We start from the raw sequence: 15,679 nt of genomic DNA on the forward strand, positions 1-15,679 counted from the left end.
GGCCGACCATCGGCTCCAGTTGCCAGGCTGGTCCCATGACGCCGCCACCGAAGCCACCCCGTGAACACGACCTGGGCCTGGAGTACGACCTGGGCACGCTGCATCGCCGACGCTTCCTCGGCCTCTTCGCCGGGGCCGGCCTTGCCGCGGTGGCCGGCTGCTCGGCGGACGACACCGGCTCGGTCACAGCCGATCCGACCACTGCCTCGACCTCGCCGACGGCGTCCACCACCTCGAGCTCGCCGACCGCCTCCACCACCTCCGGTGCGACGGACATCGACGAGATCCCGCAAGAGACCGGTGGGCCGTACCCGGCTGACGGCTCCAACGGACCGGACGTGCTGACCGAGTCCGGCATCGTCCGCAGCGACATCACCAAGTCCTTCGGATCCGCATCCGGTGTGGCGAGCGGCGTACCCCTGACTGTCGAGCTCACCATCCTCGACGCGGACAAGGACACCCCGCTGAACGGCGCGGCCGTCTACCTCTGGCACTGCGACGCCCAGGGCCGCTACTCGCTCTACTCCGACGGCGCCACCGACGAGAACTATCTCCGCGGCGTCCAGGCCGCGGACTCCACCGGCAAGGTCACCTTCACCACGATCTTCCCGGCGGCGTACATGGGCCGCTGGCCGCACATCCACTTCGAGGTCTACTCGAGCCTGAACGACACGACCGCGGCCGGGAAGATCACCAGGACCTCCCAACTCGCCCTGCCCAAGGACGCGTGCGACACGGTCTACGCCACCGACGGCTACGACGGCAGCGCCCAGAACCTGGCCCGGACATCCCTGGAGAACGACAACGTGTTCGGCGACGACGGCGGCGCACATCAGCTCGCGACGGTCACCGGAAACGCGACCGAGGGGTACGTCGCCACGCTCGGCGTCGGCGTGTGAGGTGGGTATGTAGCGTGGTGTTACCGCCGGACAAGTAGCGTTGGGTCGATGCCAGAACCGCGCGATCCCCAGAACCCCGCCCAGCCGGCCGGCCCACCACCGGGAACCTGGGTGATCGGTCGTGTCCGCGGCATCCGGCTGACCATGCGGTTCACCTGGCTGCCGGTGGCGATGCTGCTGGCGATCGGGTTCGCCGCCATCATCGGGCAGCAGTTCCCGGATCTGGGCGGCTGGCGCTATCTGGCCGCGTTCGCGTTCGTGGTCGCGTTCACACTGTCGATCCTGGTGCACGAGCTGGCGCACGCCTTGATGGCGATGCGGTTCGGCATCCCGGTGTCCGAGATCAACCTCGGCTTCTTCGCGGCCGGCACACATATCGAGGGCGAGCGGAAGTCACCATTCGAGGAATTCGCCGTCTCGGTGGTCGGCCCGGTCGCCTCGCTGATCGTCGGCGGGCTCGCCTACCTCGGCTCCCGCGCTTTCGACGAGGGCGTCGGGTACGTCGCGCTCTGGGAGCTCGGCATCGCGAACCTGATCGTCGGCGTCACCAACCTGCTCCCCGGGCTGCCGCTGGACGGCGGCTGGGTGCTGCGGGCGGCGGTCTGGAAGTTGACCGGCAACATGCACACCGGCACCGTCGTGGCCGCGTGGGCCGGCCGGGTGCTCGCGTTGCTGGTGCTGTCGGCCCCCGTCCTGATCGAGGAGATCTGGAACCGGCAGCCGTCGTTCATCGACTTCATCATCGCGGCCCTGGTCGGATGGTTCCTGTGGATGGGGTCCACAGCGTCGCTGATGCAGGCCCGGCTCCGGCGCAAGCTGCCCGCCCTGCAGGTCCGCACGCTGGCCCGCCGCGCGATCGCGGTCCACTCCGGTACGCCGATCTCCGAAGCGGTCCGGTTGGCCGGGGCGTCGCAGGCCGGAGCGGTCGTGGTCATCGACGGCGACGGCAAGCCGCACGCGCTGGTGTCCGAGTCCGCGGTGACCGCCGTGGCACCGAACCAGCGCCCGTGGACCACCGTGAGCGAGGTCGCGACGCGCATCGGCGCGGGCCACATCATCGGCATCAACGACACCGGCGAGGAGATCCTCGCCACTGTCCGCGAGCACCCCGCCTCGGAGTACCTGGTCCTGGACGCCACCGGCGCCGTGTACGGCGTACTCGCGACCGCCGACATCGAACGCGCGTTCCGCGGCCGCTGAATTCCCCACCCGACCCCGGCCTACCCCGCCGCCTCCACTCCACCTCGCCGCGCCCACCCCGTCCGCTCGGCGAACCCTCTAGCTCAGGGGATAACCACCGAGGTGGAGGGTTGCCCCCTGAGAATCTGAGTGGGCAACCCTCCAAGTCAGTGGATATCCACCGAGGCGGAGGGTTGTGGCGAGGGGCGGCGTGGGTGGTGGTGGGATTCGGGGATCGGGGTGACTCAAAGTTAAGGTGAGCGCCTTATGGCTGACTTGCGCGACTTTCCCGACCAGGCGTTCTCCGGGGTCCATCACGGCCCCTTGCAGGCGGGGGAGTGGATCACCCTGCAGGACTCCAAGAACCGGCGGCACTCGGTGTTCCTGGAGCGCGGGAAGATCTTCCACACCACCAAGGGCGGGATCGCGCACGACGACCTGATCGACGGGCCGGACGCGGTGGTGATCAGGTCCAAGGGCGGCGTCGAGTACCTGGCGTTGCGGCCGTTGATGGCCGACTACTCGGTGTCGATGCCCCGGGGCGCGGCGGTGATCTATCCGAAGGACACCGCGCAGATCGTGACGATGGCCGACATCTTCCCGGGCGCGAAGGTGGTCGAGGCCGGGGCCGGCTCCGGCGCGCTGACCACGGCGCTGCTGCGGGCGGTCGGGATCCACGGGCAGGTCGTCTCGTTCGAGCGGCGGGAGGACTTCGCCGAGGTCGCCCGGAAGAACGTGACCGGTTTCTTCGGCGGCGAGCACCCGGCCTGGCGGCTCGAGGTCGGCGACCTGGTCGAGAAGCTGAACGAGCAGGACGTGGACCGCATCGTCCTGGACATGCTGGCGCCCTGGGAGTGCGTTGACGCCGCCGCTGAGGCGCTTTCACCCGGTGGCGTGCTGTGTGCCTATGTGGCCACCACGACGCAGCTGAGCCGGTTTGTGGAGACGCTGAGGGCACACGGTGAGTTCACGGAGCCGCGCGCCTGGGAGTCGCTCGTGCGAGACTGGCATGTAGAGGGTCTCGCGGTCCGCCCGGGACACCGAATGCAAGGTCACACAGCTTTTCTGGTCACCGCTAGGCGGATGGCGCACGGGGTGCAGGCACCCCGCAAGAAGCGCCGGCCCGCACCAGGCGCATACGGCGACGACTACGTGGGGCCGCGCCGTGCCGAGACATCCGACGACATGCCGAAGGCAACTGATTCATCCGCAACCGACACGTGATGGGATACAGCTTGCCCGGCGAGGTTTTCTGGGTAAGGTCCATAGGGTCGAGCCCCACATGGTGAGGTGATGATCGTGGCTGGAGACGAGAGTCCTACCGCGGCAGAGCTGCGTAACCAGGTCCGGTACCTGGAAGCCGAGGTCGCGGCGTTGCGACGTCGGCTGCTCGAGCACCCGGCGGACAGCCGGTCGCTCGAAAGCAGACTGTCCGAAACCCAGGCCTCCTTGGCGAGTGTCACCGCTCAGAACGAGCGGCTGGCCGACACGCTGCGGGAGGCGCGAGAGAAGATCATCGCCCTGAAGGAGGAAGTCGACCGGCTGGCCCAACCGCCGTCCGGATTCGGCACCTTCCTCGGACGCAACGAAGACGACACGCTGGACGTGTTCACCGGTGGCCGCAAGCTCCGGGTCGCGGCCAGCCCGTCGGTCGACCTGGACGCGCTCAAGCTCGGCCAGGAGCTGATGCTGAACGAAGCACTCAACGTGGTCGAGGCCTGTGACTTCGAGGTCGTCGGCGACGTGGTGATGCTGAAGGAGCTGCTGGCCGACGGCGAGCGGGCGCTGGTGATCGCGCAGGCAGACGAGGAACGCGTCGTCCGGCTCGCCTCACCGCTGATGGACCAGGCCCTGCGGGCCGGTGACTCGCTGTTGCTGGAGCCCCGCTCCGGCTACGTCTACGAGAAGATCCCGAAGTCCGAGGTCGAGGAGCTGATCCTCGAAGAGGTCCCCGATATCGACTACACCCAGATCGGCGGTCTGAGCGGTCAGATCGAGCAGATCCGGGACGCGGTCGAGCTGCCGTACCTGCACAAGGACCTGTTCCTGGAGCACGAGCTGAAGCCGCCGAAGGGCGTCCTGCTGTACGGCCCGCCGGGCTGTGGCAAGACGCTGATCGCGAAGGCGGTGGCGAACTCGCTGGCCAAGAAGGTCGCCGAGCGGACCGGGGTGGACGGGCAGAAGTCCTTCTTCCTGAACATCAAGGGCCCCGAGCTGCTGAACAAGTACGTCGGTGAGACCGAGCGGCACATCCGGCTGGTCTTCCAGCGGGCCCGGGAGAAGGCCTCCGAGGGTATGCCGGTGATCGTGTTCTTCGACGAGATGGACTCGCTGTTCCGCACCCGCGGAAGCGGGGTCTCCTCCGATGTCGAGAACACCATCGTCCCGCAGTTGCTGAGCGAGATCGACGGTGTCGAGGGCCTGGAGAACGTCCTGGTCATCGGTGCCTCCAACCGCGAGGACATGATCGACCCGGCGATCCTGCGGCCGGGCCGGCTGGACGTGAAGATCAAGATCGAGCGCCCCGACGCCGAGGCGGCCCGGGACATCTTCTCGAAGTACCTGACCACCACCCTGCCGCTGCACGCCGACGACCTGAGCGAGTTCGGCGGCGACAAGGCGGAGTGCGTGAACGGGATGATCCAGCGCACCGTCGAGCGGATGTACACCGAGGCCGACGAGAACCGGTTCCTCGAGGTCACCTACGCCAACGGTGACAAGGAGGTCCTGTACTTCAAGGACTTCAACTCGGGCGCGATGATCCAGAACATCGTCGACCGGGCCAAGAAGATGGCGATCAAGGCCTACCTGGACGAGAACCAGAAGGGCCTGCGGGTGCAGCACCTGCTGCAGGCGTGCGTGGACGAGTTCAAGGAGAACGAAGACCTCCCGAACACCACCAACCCGGACGACTGGGCCCGCATCTCCGGCAAGAAGGGCGAACGGATCGTCTACATCCGTACCCTCATCTCCGGCAAGCAGGGCACCGAGCCCGGCCGTTCCATCGACACCGCCACCAACACCGGTCAGTACCTGTAAGAACACCGCGAACGGCCGCCGATCAGCCCCTGAGCTGACCGGCGGCCGTTCGGCATTCCAGGACTACCCGGCGACCCGACGGCTGAGCGCGGCCAGTTCGCGGTTGAAGTGCTCGGGTTGCTCCAGGTGCACGGTGTGGCCGACTCCGTCGTACCAGGCGGCCTCAGCGGTCGGGCAGGTCGCCAGCACGTGTTCGGCCATCGCCGGGAGCACCACCGTGTCGGCGCGGCCGTGGGTGACCACGAGCGGCACCGTGAGCGTCCGCAGTACGTCGTCCTCGTCGATCTCGCGGGCCGCCAGGTTGGCCCGGATCCGGGCCGGGACTGTCATGCTCGCCGCGAGCAGCAGCTCTGTGTCGTCGGCCGTGAACGGGCTGGCCGGGAAGGCCTGGATCAGACCGCGCGCACCGCGGATGTTGGCCGGCAGGTCCTCGGCGATCAGGTCGGGGAAGTTGTCCAGGAAGCCGGGGCCGATCAGGGTGCCGTACGCCGCCGGACCGAGCCGGACCGCGCCGCCGACGAAGTCGATCCCGCCGATCCGGTCCTCGCCGTACGCTCGCACATAGTCGCAGATGACGAACGCGCCGTACGACCAACCGACCAGGACCGGCCGGTCGAGCTGCAGCCGCTCGATGACCGCGGCCAGGTCGTCGGCCCATAGGCGGGCGTCGGTGTACTGCTCCTGCTCCAGCGGTGCCTCTGACATGCCGTGCCCGCGCAGGTCGTACGCGACGAGCCGGAACTCGCCGGCCAGCGCACTCTCGTACTGCTTGCGCCAGCACAGATGGCTCTGCGACAGACCGTGGATGAACACGATCGGCGGCCCGTCCGTCCGGCCCCATTCGCGCACGTGCAGGCGCAGACCGCCACCGCCCGGCACGGTATGGATTGTCGGCTGCTCGATGACTGCTGTCATGGCCCCTCCTCGGCTCGTTCGGTCGACTCGATCGTGACCGTGCGGCGGCAAGAACGGCATCCGGAACGGGCTACGTATCCCTGGTCCGCCGCCTACGTAGCCGATGCGGCGTGATACTGACCAGATGAAGGCTCGCGCGAGCGATGTGTTCGTCGGCCGCGCCCGTGAACTCGAGGCGCTCGAGGGCGTACTGGACGCCGCCCGGACTGGCCGTGGCGGGACCGTCCTGATCGCGGGTGACGCCGGCATAGGCAAGACCCGGTTGACCGCCGAGCTGTCCGCACGCGCCCGGGACGCCGGCTTCGAAGTCCTGCTCGGGCGCTCGATCGATCTGGTCGGCACCGAGCTGCCGTACCAGCCGTTCGCGCAGGCGCTGCGTCCGGTCGGTGACCTCCCTCAGGCCGACGGCCAGCAGTTCCGCGTCTTCGAGAACATCCTGGGTCTGCTCACGGGCCGGGCGGAGTTTGCACCGGTGCTGCTCGTGCTCGAAGACCTGCACTGGGCGGACACGTCCACGCTCGATCTCGTGGTGTACCTCGCGCAGTACTTCGACGACCGGCCGGTGCTGCTGGTGGCGACGTACCGGGCGGACGAGCCGTCGTCGAGTGAGCGCATGCTCCGGCTCGCCAACGGAGTACGCCGTTCGGGATCGGCAGTGCTCGTGGATCTCGGACCGCTCGACCGTGACGAGCTGGCCGCACTCGTCGCGGCGTACGACGTTCCGCCACGGGCCACCGCCAACGCTGATGCGATCGTGGTCCGGTCCGAGGGCAATCCGTTCTTCGCGCAGGAACTGATCGCCGCGGCCGGCGACGGCGGTCTGCCCCGAGGCCTGCGTGAGCTCTTGCTGCAACGGGTCGACCGGCTCGATCAGCAGGCCCGGGCGGTCGTCCGGATCGCCTCGGCCGCCGGCCGGGAGGTCGGATACGCGCTGCTGCGAGCGGTCGCGCTGATGCCCGAGCAGGACGTTCGCGCAGCGCTGCGGCAGGCGGTCGAGTACGGCGTGCTGGTCGCCGAGCCGACGGCGAGCAGCTTTCGATTCCGGCATGCACTCTTGGCGGAGGCGGTCTACGCGACTCTGCTGCCGGGCGAGCGCGAGGAGATCCACGAACGCCTCGCTGAGGAGTTGTCGCGCACTGACGCGGCCGCGCCGGCTGAGCTGGCACCGCACTGGGCGGCCGCGGGGCGCGCGGCGGAGGCGCTGGCGGCGTCGGTCGCCGCCGCTCGCGAGGCGGTGGCCGTCGCCGGTCTCGCCGAGGCGCGCACCCATCTGGAAAGGGCGATCTCGCTGTGGCCGGCGGTGGCGAACGCGGCCGAGCTCGCCGGGTCCGATCTGGCCGGCGTCTGTACGTGGGCAGCAGAGCTCGCCGGCGAGACCGGCGAGGCGCCGCGGGCGGTCGAGCTCACGCGGCGCGCGATCGACCTGGCCGGACTCCGCGATCGGCGCCGGGCGGCGCTGCTGCAGGTACGGCTGGGTGAATACCTCCACGGGGTCGGCAGCGACCTGTCCGGGCTCGCGGCGCTCGAGCGGGCCGTCGAGCTCGCACCGGCCGAGCCGCTGCCGGATCGGGCGTACGTACTCGCCTCGCTCGCCGGCGGCCTGATGGTGGCCTGGCGCCACGCGGCATCCGCACGGCTGGCCGAGGAGGCGTTGGTGCTCGCGCGTGACGCCGGGGCCGGCGAGGCACTGGTGCGGGCGCTGACTGTGCGCGGCGCCAGCCACGTCTATCTGGGCAGGACGGAGGAGGGTCTGTCCGACCTTGGCGAGGCGCTGCGGCTGGCCGAGGAGATCGGTGACCGGATCGGGCTGGATCGGGTGTACACCAATCTGACCGATTCCCTGACGATGCTCGGTCGGCTACGGGAGTCCGTCCAGGTCGGCCGCCAGGGTCTGGAGGCGGTCCACCGGTACGGCATCGACAGCGCCGTACTGGTCTCGAATGTGATCGAGGCGCTGCTCGCGCTGGGCGAGTGGGACGAGGCCGATGCACTGAGCACGGCCGCGTTGCGATCGACCATGGCGAGCTTCCCGTACATGCTGCTGATGCTTCGAGCCGATCTCGAGGTCGGCCGCGGCGACTTCGTCGCGGCCCGGGAGCACCTCGACGCCGCGCTCGAGACCCTGCGTCCGGATCGAGGGCTCGGCATCTACGACGTTTACCTGGCCGAACTCGCGCTGTGGGAGCGGCGTTGGGCCGACGCCGCGGATCACACGAACGGGGCCTTGGAACGGATCGGCTCCGTCGGGGCCGCGCAGCTTCGGGTTTGGTTCTGTGCAAAGGGTTTGCGGGCACAGGCAGAGCTTGCCGCGGTCGCCAGGACCCGACGCGATGCCGCCGCGGAGCGGAGCGTGCTCGACCACGCTGATCAACTGATCGCGGTCGCCCGCCGTGCTGCCGAGGACGCCGCATCGGTGACGCCGGTCGGCAGCGCCTGGTTCGGGCTGGCCGACGCTGAGTACCAGCGCGCCCGGGGCGTCGTCGGTCCTGAGCTGTGGGCCGACGTCGCGGGCCGCTGGGCAGACCTCGACCGTGTACCGCTCACCGCCTACTGCCGGTGGCGCCAGGCGGAGGCCTTGGTCACGGCCGGAGCGTCCCGGGCCGAGGCGAGCATTCCTGCCCGTTCGGCGTACGAGATCGCGGTCCGGATCGGTGCGCAGCCGTTGCGGCGCGAGCTCGAATTGCTCGCCGAACTGGCCCGCCTGCGGCTGGCAAACCCGTCGGCCGGGACTGAGCCCACCGAAGGTCTTGACGAGGTTCTCGGGCTGACAGGACGCGAGGCCGAGGTGTTGACCCTGCTGTCCCGCGGCTGCACCGACCGTGAGATCGCGGTGGCGCTGGTGATCAGCGTTCGGACGGTCGGCGTCCACGTGTCGCACATCCTGCAGAAACTCGGCGCGGCCAACCGGATCGAGGCCGCCGCGATCGCCCACCGGATGTCCGCGCCCAGCTGAAGGGTGCGACCGGGGTTTCCCCTGATTACGGGGAGGTGGGGGCGGGTTTAGCTTGCTGGTATGGCGACGGATGAGGTGCGGAAGGACCTGCGTGCGGCGGTGGCCGCGCGGCAGGAGCTGGGACCGGAGTACGAGGCGGAGCTGATCGACAGCTTCCTGGAGAAGCTGGATGCACGCGCCGCCCAGGTCCCCGTCGCCGCGCCGGCCAAGCCGGTCAAGGAGAGCCGGGAGAACGATCCGGGCGGTCTCGCGCTCGCCATCGTGTCCGTGGTCATGGGTATTCCGATCACCGCGATCGCGGCCACTCAGGAGGGCACGATCGCGGTGATCGTCTGCTGGGGTGGTCTGGTCGGGATCAACCTGGCTCGCTCGATCTCGCGGATCGCGGGCAGGCCGGACTACCGCCGGCGCTGACCCGAGCCCGGCCCGGCTACCCCTTGACCGGTACCGGTTTGCCGGCGGCGTCGAACGCGCGGACCTCCGCCTTGAGGCGCTGGCCCACCGTGAACTTCCCGTGCGCCTGGACCTCCGTGTAGGCGAAGCCGCCGTCGACGACCCCCTTGGTCCACTCACCGGCTTTGCCGTTCAACACGTACCGGGCTTCGACTCTGGCGATATCCGGCCGGGCCCGGTAGATCGTCCACGCCTGCAGGGTGCCGAGGTCGTTCGTGAAGTCGGTGTCCGACCCGCCGAGCGCCACCAGGCCTCGCTCGGCCGTCGGGCGGGCGGTCCAGGCCTGATCGGCGACGATACCGACGCTGCCGACGGCGCCGAGCTTGGCGGACGGCGGCACGCGTGTCATGCAGAACCTGTACCCCAGCATGGCGGATGCGGGATGACTGCCCGTTGAGTTCAGGGCCACCGCCACCGATGTGGTGCTGTCCGTGGTGATGCCCCGTACGTGGCGGCTCCAGAGGATCTTGACGACGCCGCCCTCGTCCGCCCGCGGGAACGTGCAGTCGCCGAGGAGTTTGGACACGTCGGCCCGCGGCACCGCTCCGAGATCGACGCCGATCCTGGCGGGCGCCTGCGCCTGGGTCGGGGTTTGGGCCGGTGTGCCGGCGACTCCGGGATCGCTGGAAGGCTTGTTGGTGATGACGAGCGTGCCGGCGACCACGGCTGCCACGGATCCGACGGCCACCATCGGGGCGATCCAACGCCGGGTTGAGTGGTCGCGCGTGGGCCTGGACTTGTCCATGACCCGGTTGCGCAGCTGGGACCGCTGGGACGAGGTCAACGGAGGGACGGGTGGCGGGTCGAGACGGATGTTCATGAGAGCTCCTCGGTGAGCGCGACCCGCGTCAGCAGATCCGGGAAACGGCGACGGGTGCGGTGGAGCCGGGCCTTGACCGTTCCGACCGGTACGCCGAGCGCGTCCGCGGCCTCGGCCATCGTGAGACCGGACCAGACAACGAGCTCGAGGGTCTCCCGTTCGTGCCGGGGAAGTTGGGCCACGGCGCGACGGATCGCCGACATGCGGCGCTCGTCGTCCAGCCGGCGAGCGACCTCGGGGGCGTGATCGCCCTCGGGCGCCGGGTCGGGCAGACGATCCAGCAATTTGCGCAGCCGGCTCGCTGTACGGAAGAGGGTCCGGCACTCGTTGCTGGCTACCATCAGCAGCCAGCCGCGGGCGCTGGGCCCGGTCAGCGGGCCTGGTGGGTTGCGCTGGAATCGCCGCCAGGTGCTCAGGAACGTCGCCTGGACCACGTCCTCGGCAGTACTCCAGGAAGCGGTCCGCCGGAACGCGAAGGCGTGCACGTCGTCCGCGTAGCGGTCGAAGAGCTCGCCCAGCGCGAAGTGGTCGCCGGTGCGCAACCGCTCCCAAAGCTCCGGATCGGATCCCGTAGCCATGACCGGCTCCGTATCGTCAGTCAGGATGATCTTCACACCGGGTAATGACCGGACACCAACCCGATGGTTGCATCAGAGCGCGGCCAAGATGTCGCTGAGTCCGCGAACCACGGGCCCTCGATCCAGGCGTGGCTGTCCCAGCCGTGCGTGATCGTCACACCAGACTCCTGACCAGCGGGCCGAGCAGGGCGGCGGTGTCGGGCATGAAGGACCAGGTGGGGTCGTCCAGCTTGGCGACGAGGTCGGCCGGGGACATCCACGCGCCCCAGTCGACCTCCTCCGGCTGGTGCTTCACCGGGCCGTCCCAGACGCAGCTGTACAGGTACGCGCGGTAGCGGGTGTGCTCGTCGGCATAGTCGCCCTCCGGCAACCGCACCAGCTCGGCACCGGTGATCCCGAGCTCCTCGGCCAGCTCTCGGACCACGGCGTCGTACGGGTCCTCGCCGGCCGCGACGACGCCTCCGGCGGCGAAGTCGTACCGGCCCGGGTAGACGTCCTTGGTCGGCGTACGACGGTGCACGTAGATGTCGCCGGCCGGATTCCGGACGAGTACGCCGGTGGCCGCGTGGCGCAGGTTGTCCCGGCGCATGACCGAGCGGGGCGCCGATCCGGCGACACGGTTGTCTTCGTCCAGGATCGCCACCATTTCGTCCACGGGCGCAGTTTCACACGTAACCCTGTGGACACGGCAACACCTTTAGTCGGCCGCACCGCGTAGGCTCGTTCGCATGAGTGTTCGGCGGATCATGGGAACCGAGACCGAGTTCGGCATCTCGGTGCCCGGCCAGCCCGGGGCCAACCCGATGCTGACCTCGAGCCAGGTGGTGAACGGTTACGCCCAGACGCAGCCGCTCGCGCGGAAGACCCGGTGGGACTTCGACGAGGAGCACCCGCTGCGGGACGCGCGCGGCTTCGACCTCAGCCGGGAGGTGGCTGATTCCAGCCAGCTCACCGACGAGGAGACCGGCCTGGCGAACGTGATCCTCACCAACGGCGCCCGGCTGTACGTCGACCACGCCCACCCGGAGTACTCCGCCCCCGAGTGCACCAACCCGCGCGACGTCGTGGTGTGGGACAAGGCCGGCGAGCTGGTGATCATGGAAGGCGCCCGGCAGGCGCGCCAGATCCCCGGCGCCCCGCCGCTGAACCTGTACAAGAACAACACCGACAACAAGGGCGCGTCGTACGGCTCGCACGAGAACTACCTGATGCGCCGGTCCACGCCGTTCGCGTCGATCGTGCGGCACCTGACGCCGTTCTTCGTGAGCCGTCAGGTGGTCACCGGCGCCGGCCGTGTCGGCATCGGCCAGGACGGCGCCGCCCACGGTTTCCAGATCAGCCAGCGCGCCGACTACTTCGAGGTCGAGGTCGGGCTGGAGACGACGCTGAAGCGGCCGATCATCAACACCCGCGACGAGCCGCACGCGAATCCCGACCGCTACCGCCGCCTGCACGTGATCATCGGCGACGCGAACCTGTCCGAGATCTCGACGTACCTGAAGGTCGGGACGACGTCGCTCGTGCTGTCGATGATCGAGGACGGCTGGCTGACCGACGACCTCGGCGTCGACCGCCCGGTCAGCACGCTGCACGAGGTCAGCCACGACCCGACCTGCACACACCTGTTGACGCTCAAGGACGGCCGCAAGCTGACCGCGGTCCAGTTGCAGACGGAGTACCTCGAGCAGGCCCGCAAGTACGTCGAGGACAAGTACGGCGACGACGCGGACCGGCAGACCAAGGACGTGCTGCACCGCTGGGAGCAGGTGCTCGACCAGCTCGCCACCGACCCGATGAAGCTGGCCGACCAGCTCGACTGGGTGGCGAAGTACAAACTGCTCCAGTCGTACCGCGACCGCGACGGCCTGGACTGGGACGACTCGAAGCTCCATCTCGTCGACCTGCAGTACGCAGACCTGCGCCCGGACAAGGGTCTTTACTACAAGTTGGTGAAGGCCGGCCGGATGCAGCGGCTGGTGTCCGACGAGGAGATCCGGATGGCGGTCTCGCACCCGCCGACCGATACCCGGGCGTACTTCCGCGGCCGCTGCATGCAGCAGTACGCGCCGCAGGTGGCGGCCGCCTCCTGGGACTCGGTGATCTTCGATCTGCCCGGCAAGGAGTCGCTGCAGCGGATCCCGACGCTGGACCCGCTGCGGGGCACGAAAGCGCATGTCGGGGCACTTCTCGACCAATGCGACACCGCGAGTGACCTGGTTCGCACCATCACTGGGGGTGCTGCCGGGTAGGGTCGCTGTAGAAGGGTCGGTTGGGCGGCCTTTCCAGCGGTTCTAGGAGGTGTGTGGCCATGGCGAAGGACGGCGGTCAGCAGCACAAGCAGCCGAAGCGTTCGTCGACCGAGGAAGAGGTCGAGCAGGTCGAGGCGTCGGAGGACGCCCAGGAGCGCAAGGAGCGGCTCGACGACGACGTCGACTCGATCCTGGACGAGATCGACGAGGTCCTCGAGGAGAACGCCGAGGAGTTCGTCCGCGGATTCGTGCAAAAGGGTGGGGAGTGAACCGCTCGATGACTTTTGATGCCTCCGGCCGGTTGCCGGAAGCCTTCCTGATCCCAGGTGGCTCGTCGTTCATGGACTTCCTGGCCGGGCACGCGCCCGACCTGTTGCCGGGACGGCGCAGCCTGGGATCGGCCGACTTTTCCGCCGACGTCCCGCATGGTACGACGATCGTCGCGGCCACCTTCCCCGGCGGCGTGGTGATGGCCGGCGACCGGCGGGCCACGATGGGCAACATCATCGCCCAGCGTGACATCGAGAAGGTGTTCCCCGCCGACGAGTACTCCGCGGTCGCGTTCGCGGGCACCGCCGGCTTCGGGATCGAGATGGTCCGGCTGTTCCAGGTGGAGCTGGAGCACTACGAGAAGCTCGAGGGCGCGACCCTCAGCCTGGACGGCAAGGCCAACCGGCTGAGCGCGCTGATCCGGGGCAACCTCTCGATGGCGCTGCAGGGCCTGACCGTGGTGCCGCTGTTCGCGGGCTACGACCCGGACATCAAGGGCGGCCGGATCTTCTCCTACGACCCGACCGGCGGGCGCTACGAGGAGCACCACTTCCACAGCGTCGGCTCGGGCTCGGTGTTCGCCCGCGGCGCGCTGAAGAAGCTCTACCGCGAGGACAGCTCGGTGACCGACTGCGTCACGGCCGTGATCCAGTCCCTGATCGACGCCGCCGACGACGACTCGGCGACCGGCGGTCCGGACATGCTGCGGCGGATCTTCCCGGTGGTCGGTGTGGTCACCGCGGACGGCTACCGGCGGATGCCGGAGGACGAGGTCGCCGCGATCGTCGACGCGGCCTGGGCCGAGCGCCACAATCGTCCCGACGGCCCGGCTTCGGCATCCCTGACCTGACCTTGATCCCGATCGACTGATAGAGGACGACACCTTCGATGAGCGTTCCGTTCTACGTCTCGCCCGAACAGCTGATGCGGGACCGGGCCGACTTCGCCCGCAAGGGCATCGCCAAGGGCCGCAGCGCGATCGCCCTGCAGTACGCCGACGGCATCCTGTTCGTCGCGGAGAACCGCTCGCCCGCGCTGCACAAGGTGGCCGAGATCTACGACCGGATGGCGTTCGCCGCCGTCGGCCGGTACAACGAGTTCGAGAACCTGCGGATCGCCGGCGTCCGGCTGGCCGACATGCGCGGGTACTCCTACGACCGGCGCGACGTCACCGGCCGGGCGCTGGCCAACGCGTACGCGCAGACCCTCGGCGCGATCTTCTCCTCCGGCGGTGAGAAGCCGCTCGAGGTGGAGATCCTGGTCGCCGAGGTCGGCACCAGCACGGCCGAGGACCAGATCTACCGGCTCACCTACGACGGCTCGATCGCGGACGTCCGCGGGTACGCCGTGATGGGTGGACCGGCCGAGCAGGTCGCGGACTACGTCGGCGAGCACTTCAAGGAGGGCATCTCGCTGGCCGGCGCGCTCCGGCTGGCCGTGGATGCGCTCGGCCACGACGGCACCGAGGTCCGCCAGTTGACCCCGGATCAGATCGAGGTCGCCGTCCTGGACCGGACCCGGACCCAGGTGCGCAAGTTCAAGCGGATCTCCGAGGAGACGCTGGCGCGCATCCTGTCCGAGTCCAGCCCGGACGAGACTCCCACTGAGCCCGTCGAGGCGAAGCCCGCTGAGGACGCCACGCCGGCATCCTCGGCCGACGACGTACCTATCGCGCCACCTGAGGAGCCGGACGACAACCGGCCGCTGTGAGCGAGTCAGCTGAAGGTTCAGCCGCCGCGGACTCCGCGGCGGCTGACCTGTCTCGTCCCGGCGATCCGCAGCCGTGGGAGTTGCTCGGCGAGGAGCCGGGATTCCACCGGTTCCTGACCGTGAACCTTCGGCGCTACCGGCTGCCGGACGGGCGCGAGGTGGAGTGGGACGTGTTCGGCCCGAAGTCCGCGGAGGGCATCACGGCCGGCATCACTGTCCTGCCGCTGACCTCTGAGGGCCGGATCGTGACCGTCCGGATGTTCCGGGCCGGACCGGATCGAATCGTCACGAACCTTCCCGGCGGGCTGGTCGAGCCGGGGGAGGACCCGGCGCTGGCCGGCGCGCGGGAGCTCGAGGAAGAGACCGGGTACACCTGTGAGTCGCTCGACCTGGTCGGCTGGCAGTGGTCGTCCGCGTCCTCGATCTATCGCAAGTACGTCGCGATCGCGCGCGGCTGCCGTCCCGACGGGAAGCAGGCGCTGGACGAGACGGAGGACTGTGTCCCGGTCGAGCTGACAGTGGACGCGTTCCGCACCGAGCTCCGCACCCCTGGCGCGATGACGGGAATCGATGCCGCGTACCTCGCTCTCGACCACGCCGGACTTCTCTGAAAG

General features: G+C 69.2%; 15 protein-coding genes. 11 read left to right on the top strand and 4 right to left on the bottom strand.

Features of this window, described 5'->3' with window-relative positions:
• The first annotated feature begins 35 nt into the window (after window positions 1-35).
• From OG555_RS34380 to arc, 4 genes are all read left to right on the top strand, one after another.
• A complete protein-coding gene (locus tag OG555_RS34380; protein ID WP_329476834.1) occupies window positions 36-899 on the top strand; it encodes an intradiol ring-cleavage dioxygenase in 864 nt (287 codons plus the stop codon).
• A gap of 48 nt (window positions 900-947) precedes the next feature.
• Window positions 948-2,099 (top strand): site-2 protease family protein, encoded by a 1,152-nt coding sequence (locus OG555_RS34385; protein ID WP_329476836.1) that lies wholly within the window; start codon window positions 948-950, stop codon window positions 2,097-2,099.
• Window positions 2,100-2,345: 246 nt separating this feature from the next.
• The gene (locus OG555_RS34390; RefSeq protein WP_329476838.1) at window positions 2,346-3,302 is read left to right on the top strand and encodes a tRNA (adenine-N1)-methyltransferase; all 957 of its coding nucleotides are present in this window, start codon (window positions 2,346-2,348) and stop codon (window positions 3,300-3,302) included.
• A 69-nt stretch (window positions 3,303-3,371) separates the two neighbouring features.
• Complete coding sequence (gene arc / locus OG555_RS34395) at window positions 3,372-5,117, top strand: proteasome ATPase (RefSeq protein ID WP_329476840.1); 1,746 nt, start codon at window positions 3,372-3,374, stop codon at window positions 5,115-5,117.
• Window positions 5,118-5,180: 63 nt separating this feature from the next.
• On the opposite strand, the gene OG555_RS34400 is transcribed toward arc, so the two are convergent.
• Entirely contained in the window at window positions 5,181-6,032 is an 852-nt protein-coding gene (locus OG555_RS34400) for an alpha/beta fold hydrolase (protein WP_329476842.1), read from the bottom strand.
• Window positions 6,033-6,156: 124 nt separating this feature from the next.
• Between OG555_RS34400 and OG555_RS34405 the strand changes: the two genes are divergently transcribed.
• Window positions 6,157-8,985 carry an ATP-binding protein gene (locus tag OG555_RS34405; protein WP_329476844.1) on the top strand — a complete coding sequence of 943 codons (2,829 nt, stop codon included), beginning with the start codon at window positions 6,157-6,159 and terminating at the stop codon, window positions 8,983-8,985.
• A 60-nt stretch (window positions 8,986-9,045) separates the two neighbouring features.
• Window positions 9,046-9,399, top strand: coding sequence for a hypothetical protein (locus OG555_RS34410; RefSeq protein ID WP_329476846.1), 354 nt, complete (start codon window positions 9,046-9,048; stop codon window positions 9,397-9,399).
• 16 nt (window positions 9,400-9,415) lie between these two features.
• On the opposite strand, the gene OG555_RS34415 is transcribed toward OG555_RS34410, so the two are convergent.
• The 3 genes from OG555_RS34415 to OG555_RS34425 all read right to left on the bottom strand — a co-directional run bounded on the left by OG555_RS34415 (window position 9,416) and on the right by OG555_RS34425 (window position 11,482).
• On the bottom strand, window positions 9,416-10,258 hold the full coding sequence (locus tag OG555_RS34415) for a hypothetical protein (RefSeq protein ID WP_329476848.1): 843 nt from the start codon (window positions 10,256-10,258) through the stop codon (window positions 9,416-9,418).
• On the bottom strand, window positions 10,255-10,836 hold the full coding sequence (locus OG555_RS34420) for an RNA polymerase sigma factor (protein ID WP_329476850.1): 582 nt from the start codon (window positions 10,834-10,836) through the stop codon (window positions 10,255-10,257). The genes OG555_RS34415 and OG555_RS34420 overlap by 4 nt, the downstream gene beginning before the upstream one ends.
• Before the next feature lie 154 nt (window positions 10,837-10,990).
• Window positions 10,991-11,482: an NUDIX hydrolase gene (locus OG555_RS34425; protein WP_329484912.1), complete on the bottom strand. Its 492-nt coding sequence runs from the start codon at window positions 11,480-11,482 to the stop codon at window positions 10,991-10,993.
• Between the two features lie 82 nt (window positions 11,483-11,564).
• Here OG555_RS34425 and dop point away from each other — a divergent pair, with 82 nt between their 5' ends.
• The 5 genes from dop to OG555_RS34450 are packed head-to-tail and all read left to right on the top strand — an operon-like array spanning window position 11,565 to window position 15,676.
• The gene (gene dop / locus OG555_RS34430) at window positions 11,565-13,085 is read left to right on the top strand and encodes a depupylase/deamidase Dop (protein ID WP_329476852.1); all 1,521 of its coding nucleotides are present in this window, start codon (window positions 11,565-11,567) and stop codon (window positions 13,083-13,085) included.
• A 59-nt stretch (window positions 13,086-13,144) separates the two neighbouring features.
• A complete protein-coding gene (locus OG555_RS34435) occupies window positions 13,145-13,354 on the top strand; it encodes a ubiquitin-like protein Pup (protein ID WP_328520636.1) in 210 nt (69 codons plus the stop codon).
• Window positions 13,355-13,362: 8 nt separating this feature from the next.
• Window positions 13,363-14,205 (top strand): proteasome subunit beta, encoded by an 843-nt coding sequence (gene prcB, locus OG555_RS34440; protein ID WP_329476854.1) that lies wholly within the window; start codon window positions 13,363-13,365, stop codon window positions 14,203-14,205.
• A gap of 38 nt (window positions 14,206-14,243) precedes the next feature.
• Window positions 14,244-15,065 (top strand): proteasome subunit alpha, encoded by an 822-nt coding sequence (prcA, locus tag OG555_RS34445; protein ID WP_329476856.1) that lies wholly within the window; start codon window positions 14,244-14,246, stop codon window positions 15,063-15,065.
• Complete coding sequence (locus tag OG555_RS34450; protein ID WP_329476858.1) at window positions 15,062-15,676, top strand: NUDIX hydrolase; 615 nt, start codon at window positions 15,062-15,064, stop codon at window positions 15,674-15,676. Before prcA ends, OG555_RS34450 begins: the two co-directional genes overlap by 4 nt.
• Window positions 15,677-15,679 lie beyond the last annotated feature (3 nt).

This window comes from Kribbella sp. NBC_01484 (assembly GCF_036227145.1).
In the GTDB taxonomy this organism is placed as follows: domain Bacteria; phylum Actinomycetota; class Actinomycetes; order Propionibacteriales; family Kribbellaceae; genus Kribbella.

Bases quoted from the DNA above. Each gene is read 5' to 3' on its own strand.
- OG555_RS34405 (WP_329476844.1), top strand. From the start codon at position 6,157: ATGAAGGCTCGCGCGAGCGATGTGTTCGTCGGCCGCGCCCGTGAACTC.
- OG555_RS34420 (WP_329476850.1), bottom strand. From the start codon at position 10,836: ATGGCTACGGGATCCGATCCGGAGCTTTGGGAGCGGTTGCGCACCGGC.
- prcB (WP_329476854.1), top strand. From the start codon at position 13,363: ATGACTTTTGATGCCTCCGGCCGGTTGCCGGAAGCCTTCCTGATCCCA.
- OG555_RS34380 (WP_329476834.1), top strand. From the start codon at position 36: ATGACGCCGCCACCGAAGCCACCCCGTGAACACGACCTGGGCCTGGAG.
- dop (WP_329476852.1), top strand. From the start codon at position 11,565: ATGAGTGTTCGGCGGATCATGGGAACCGAGACCGAGTTCGGCATCTCG.
- OG555_RS34435 (WP_328520636.1), top strand. From the start codon at position 13,145: ATGGCGAAGGACGGCGGTCAGCAGCACAAGCAGCCGAAGCGTTCGTCG.
- OG555_RS34385 (WP_329476836.1), top strand. From the start codon at position 948: ATGCCAGAACCGCGCGATCCCCAGAACCCCGCCCAGCCGGCCGGCCCA.
- prcA (WP_329476856.1), top strand. From the start codon at position 14,244: ATGAGCGTTCCGTTCTACGTCTCGCCCGAACAGCTGATGCGGGACCGG.
- OG555_RS34415 (WP_329476848.1), bottom strand. From the start codon at position 10,258: ATGAACATCCGTCTCGACCCGCCACCCGTCCCTCCGTTGACCTCGTCC.
- OG555_RS34400 (WP_329476842.1), bottom strand. From the start codon at position 6,032: ATGACAGCAGTCATCGAGCAGCCGACAATCCATACCGTGCCGGGCGGT.
- OG555_RS34425 (WP_329484912.1), bottom strand. From the start codon at position 11,482: ATGGTGGCGATCCTGGACGAAGACAACCGTGTCGCCGGATCGGCGCCC.
- OG555_RS34410 (WP_329476846.1), top strand. From the start codon at position 9,046: ATGGCGACGGATGAGGTGCGGAAGGACCTGCGTGCGGCGGTGGCCGCG.
- OG555_RS34390 (WP_329476838.1), top strand. From the start codon at position 2,346: ATGGCTGACTTGCGCGACTTTCCCGACCAGGCGTTCTCCGGGGTCCAT.
- arc (WP_329476840.1), top strand. From the start codon at position 3,372: ATGATCGTGGCTGGAGACGAGAGTCCTACCGCGGCAGAGCTGCGTAAC.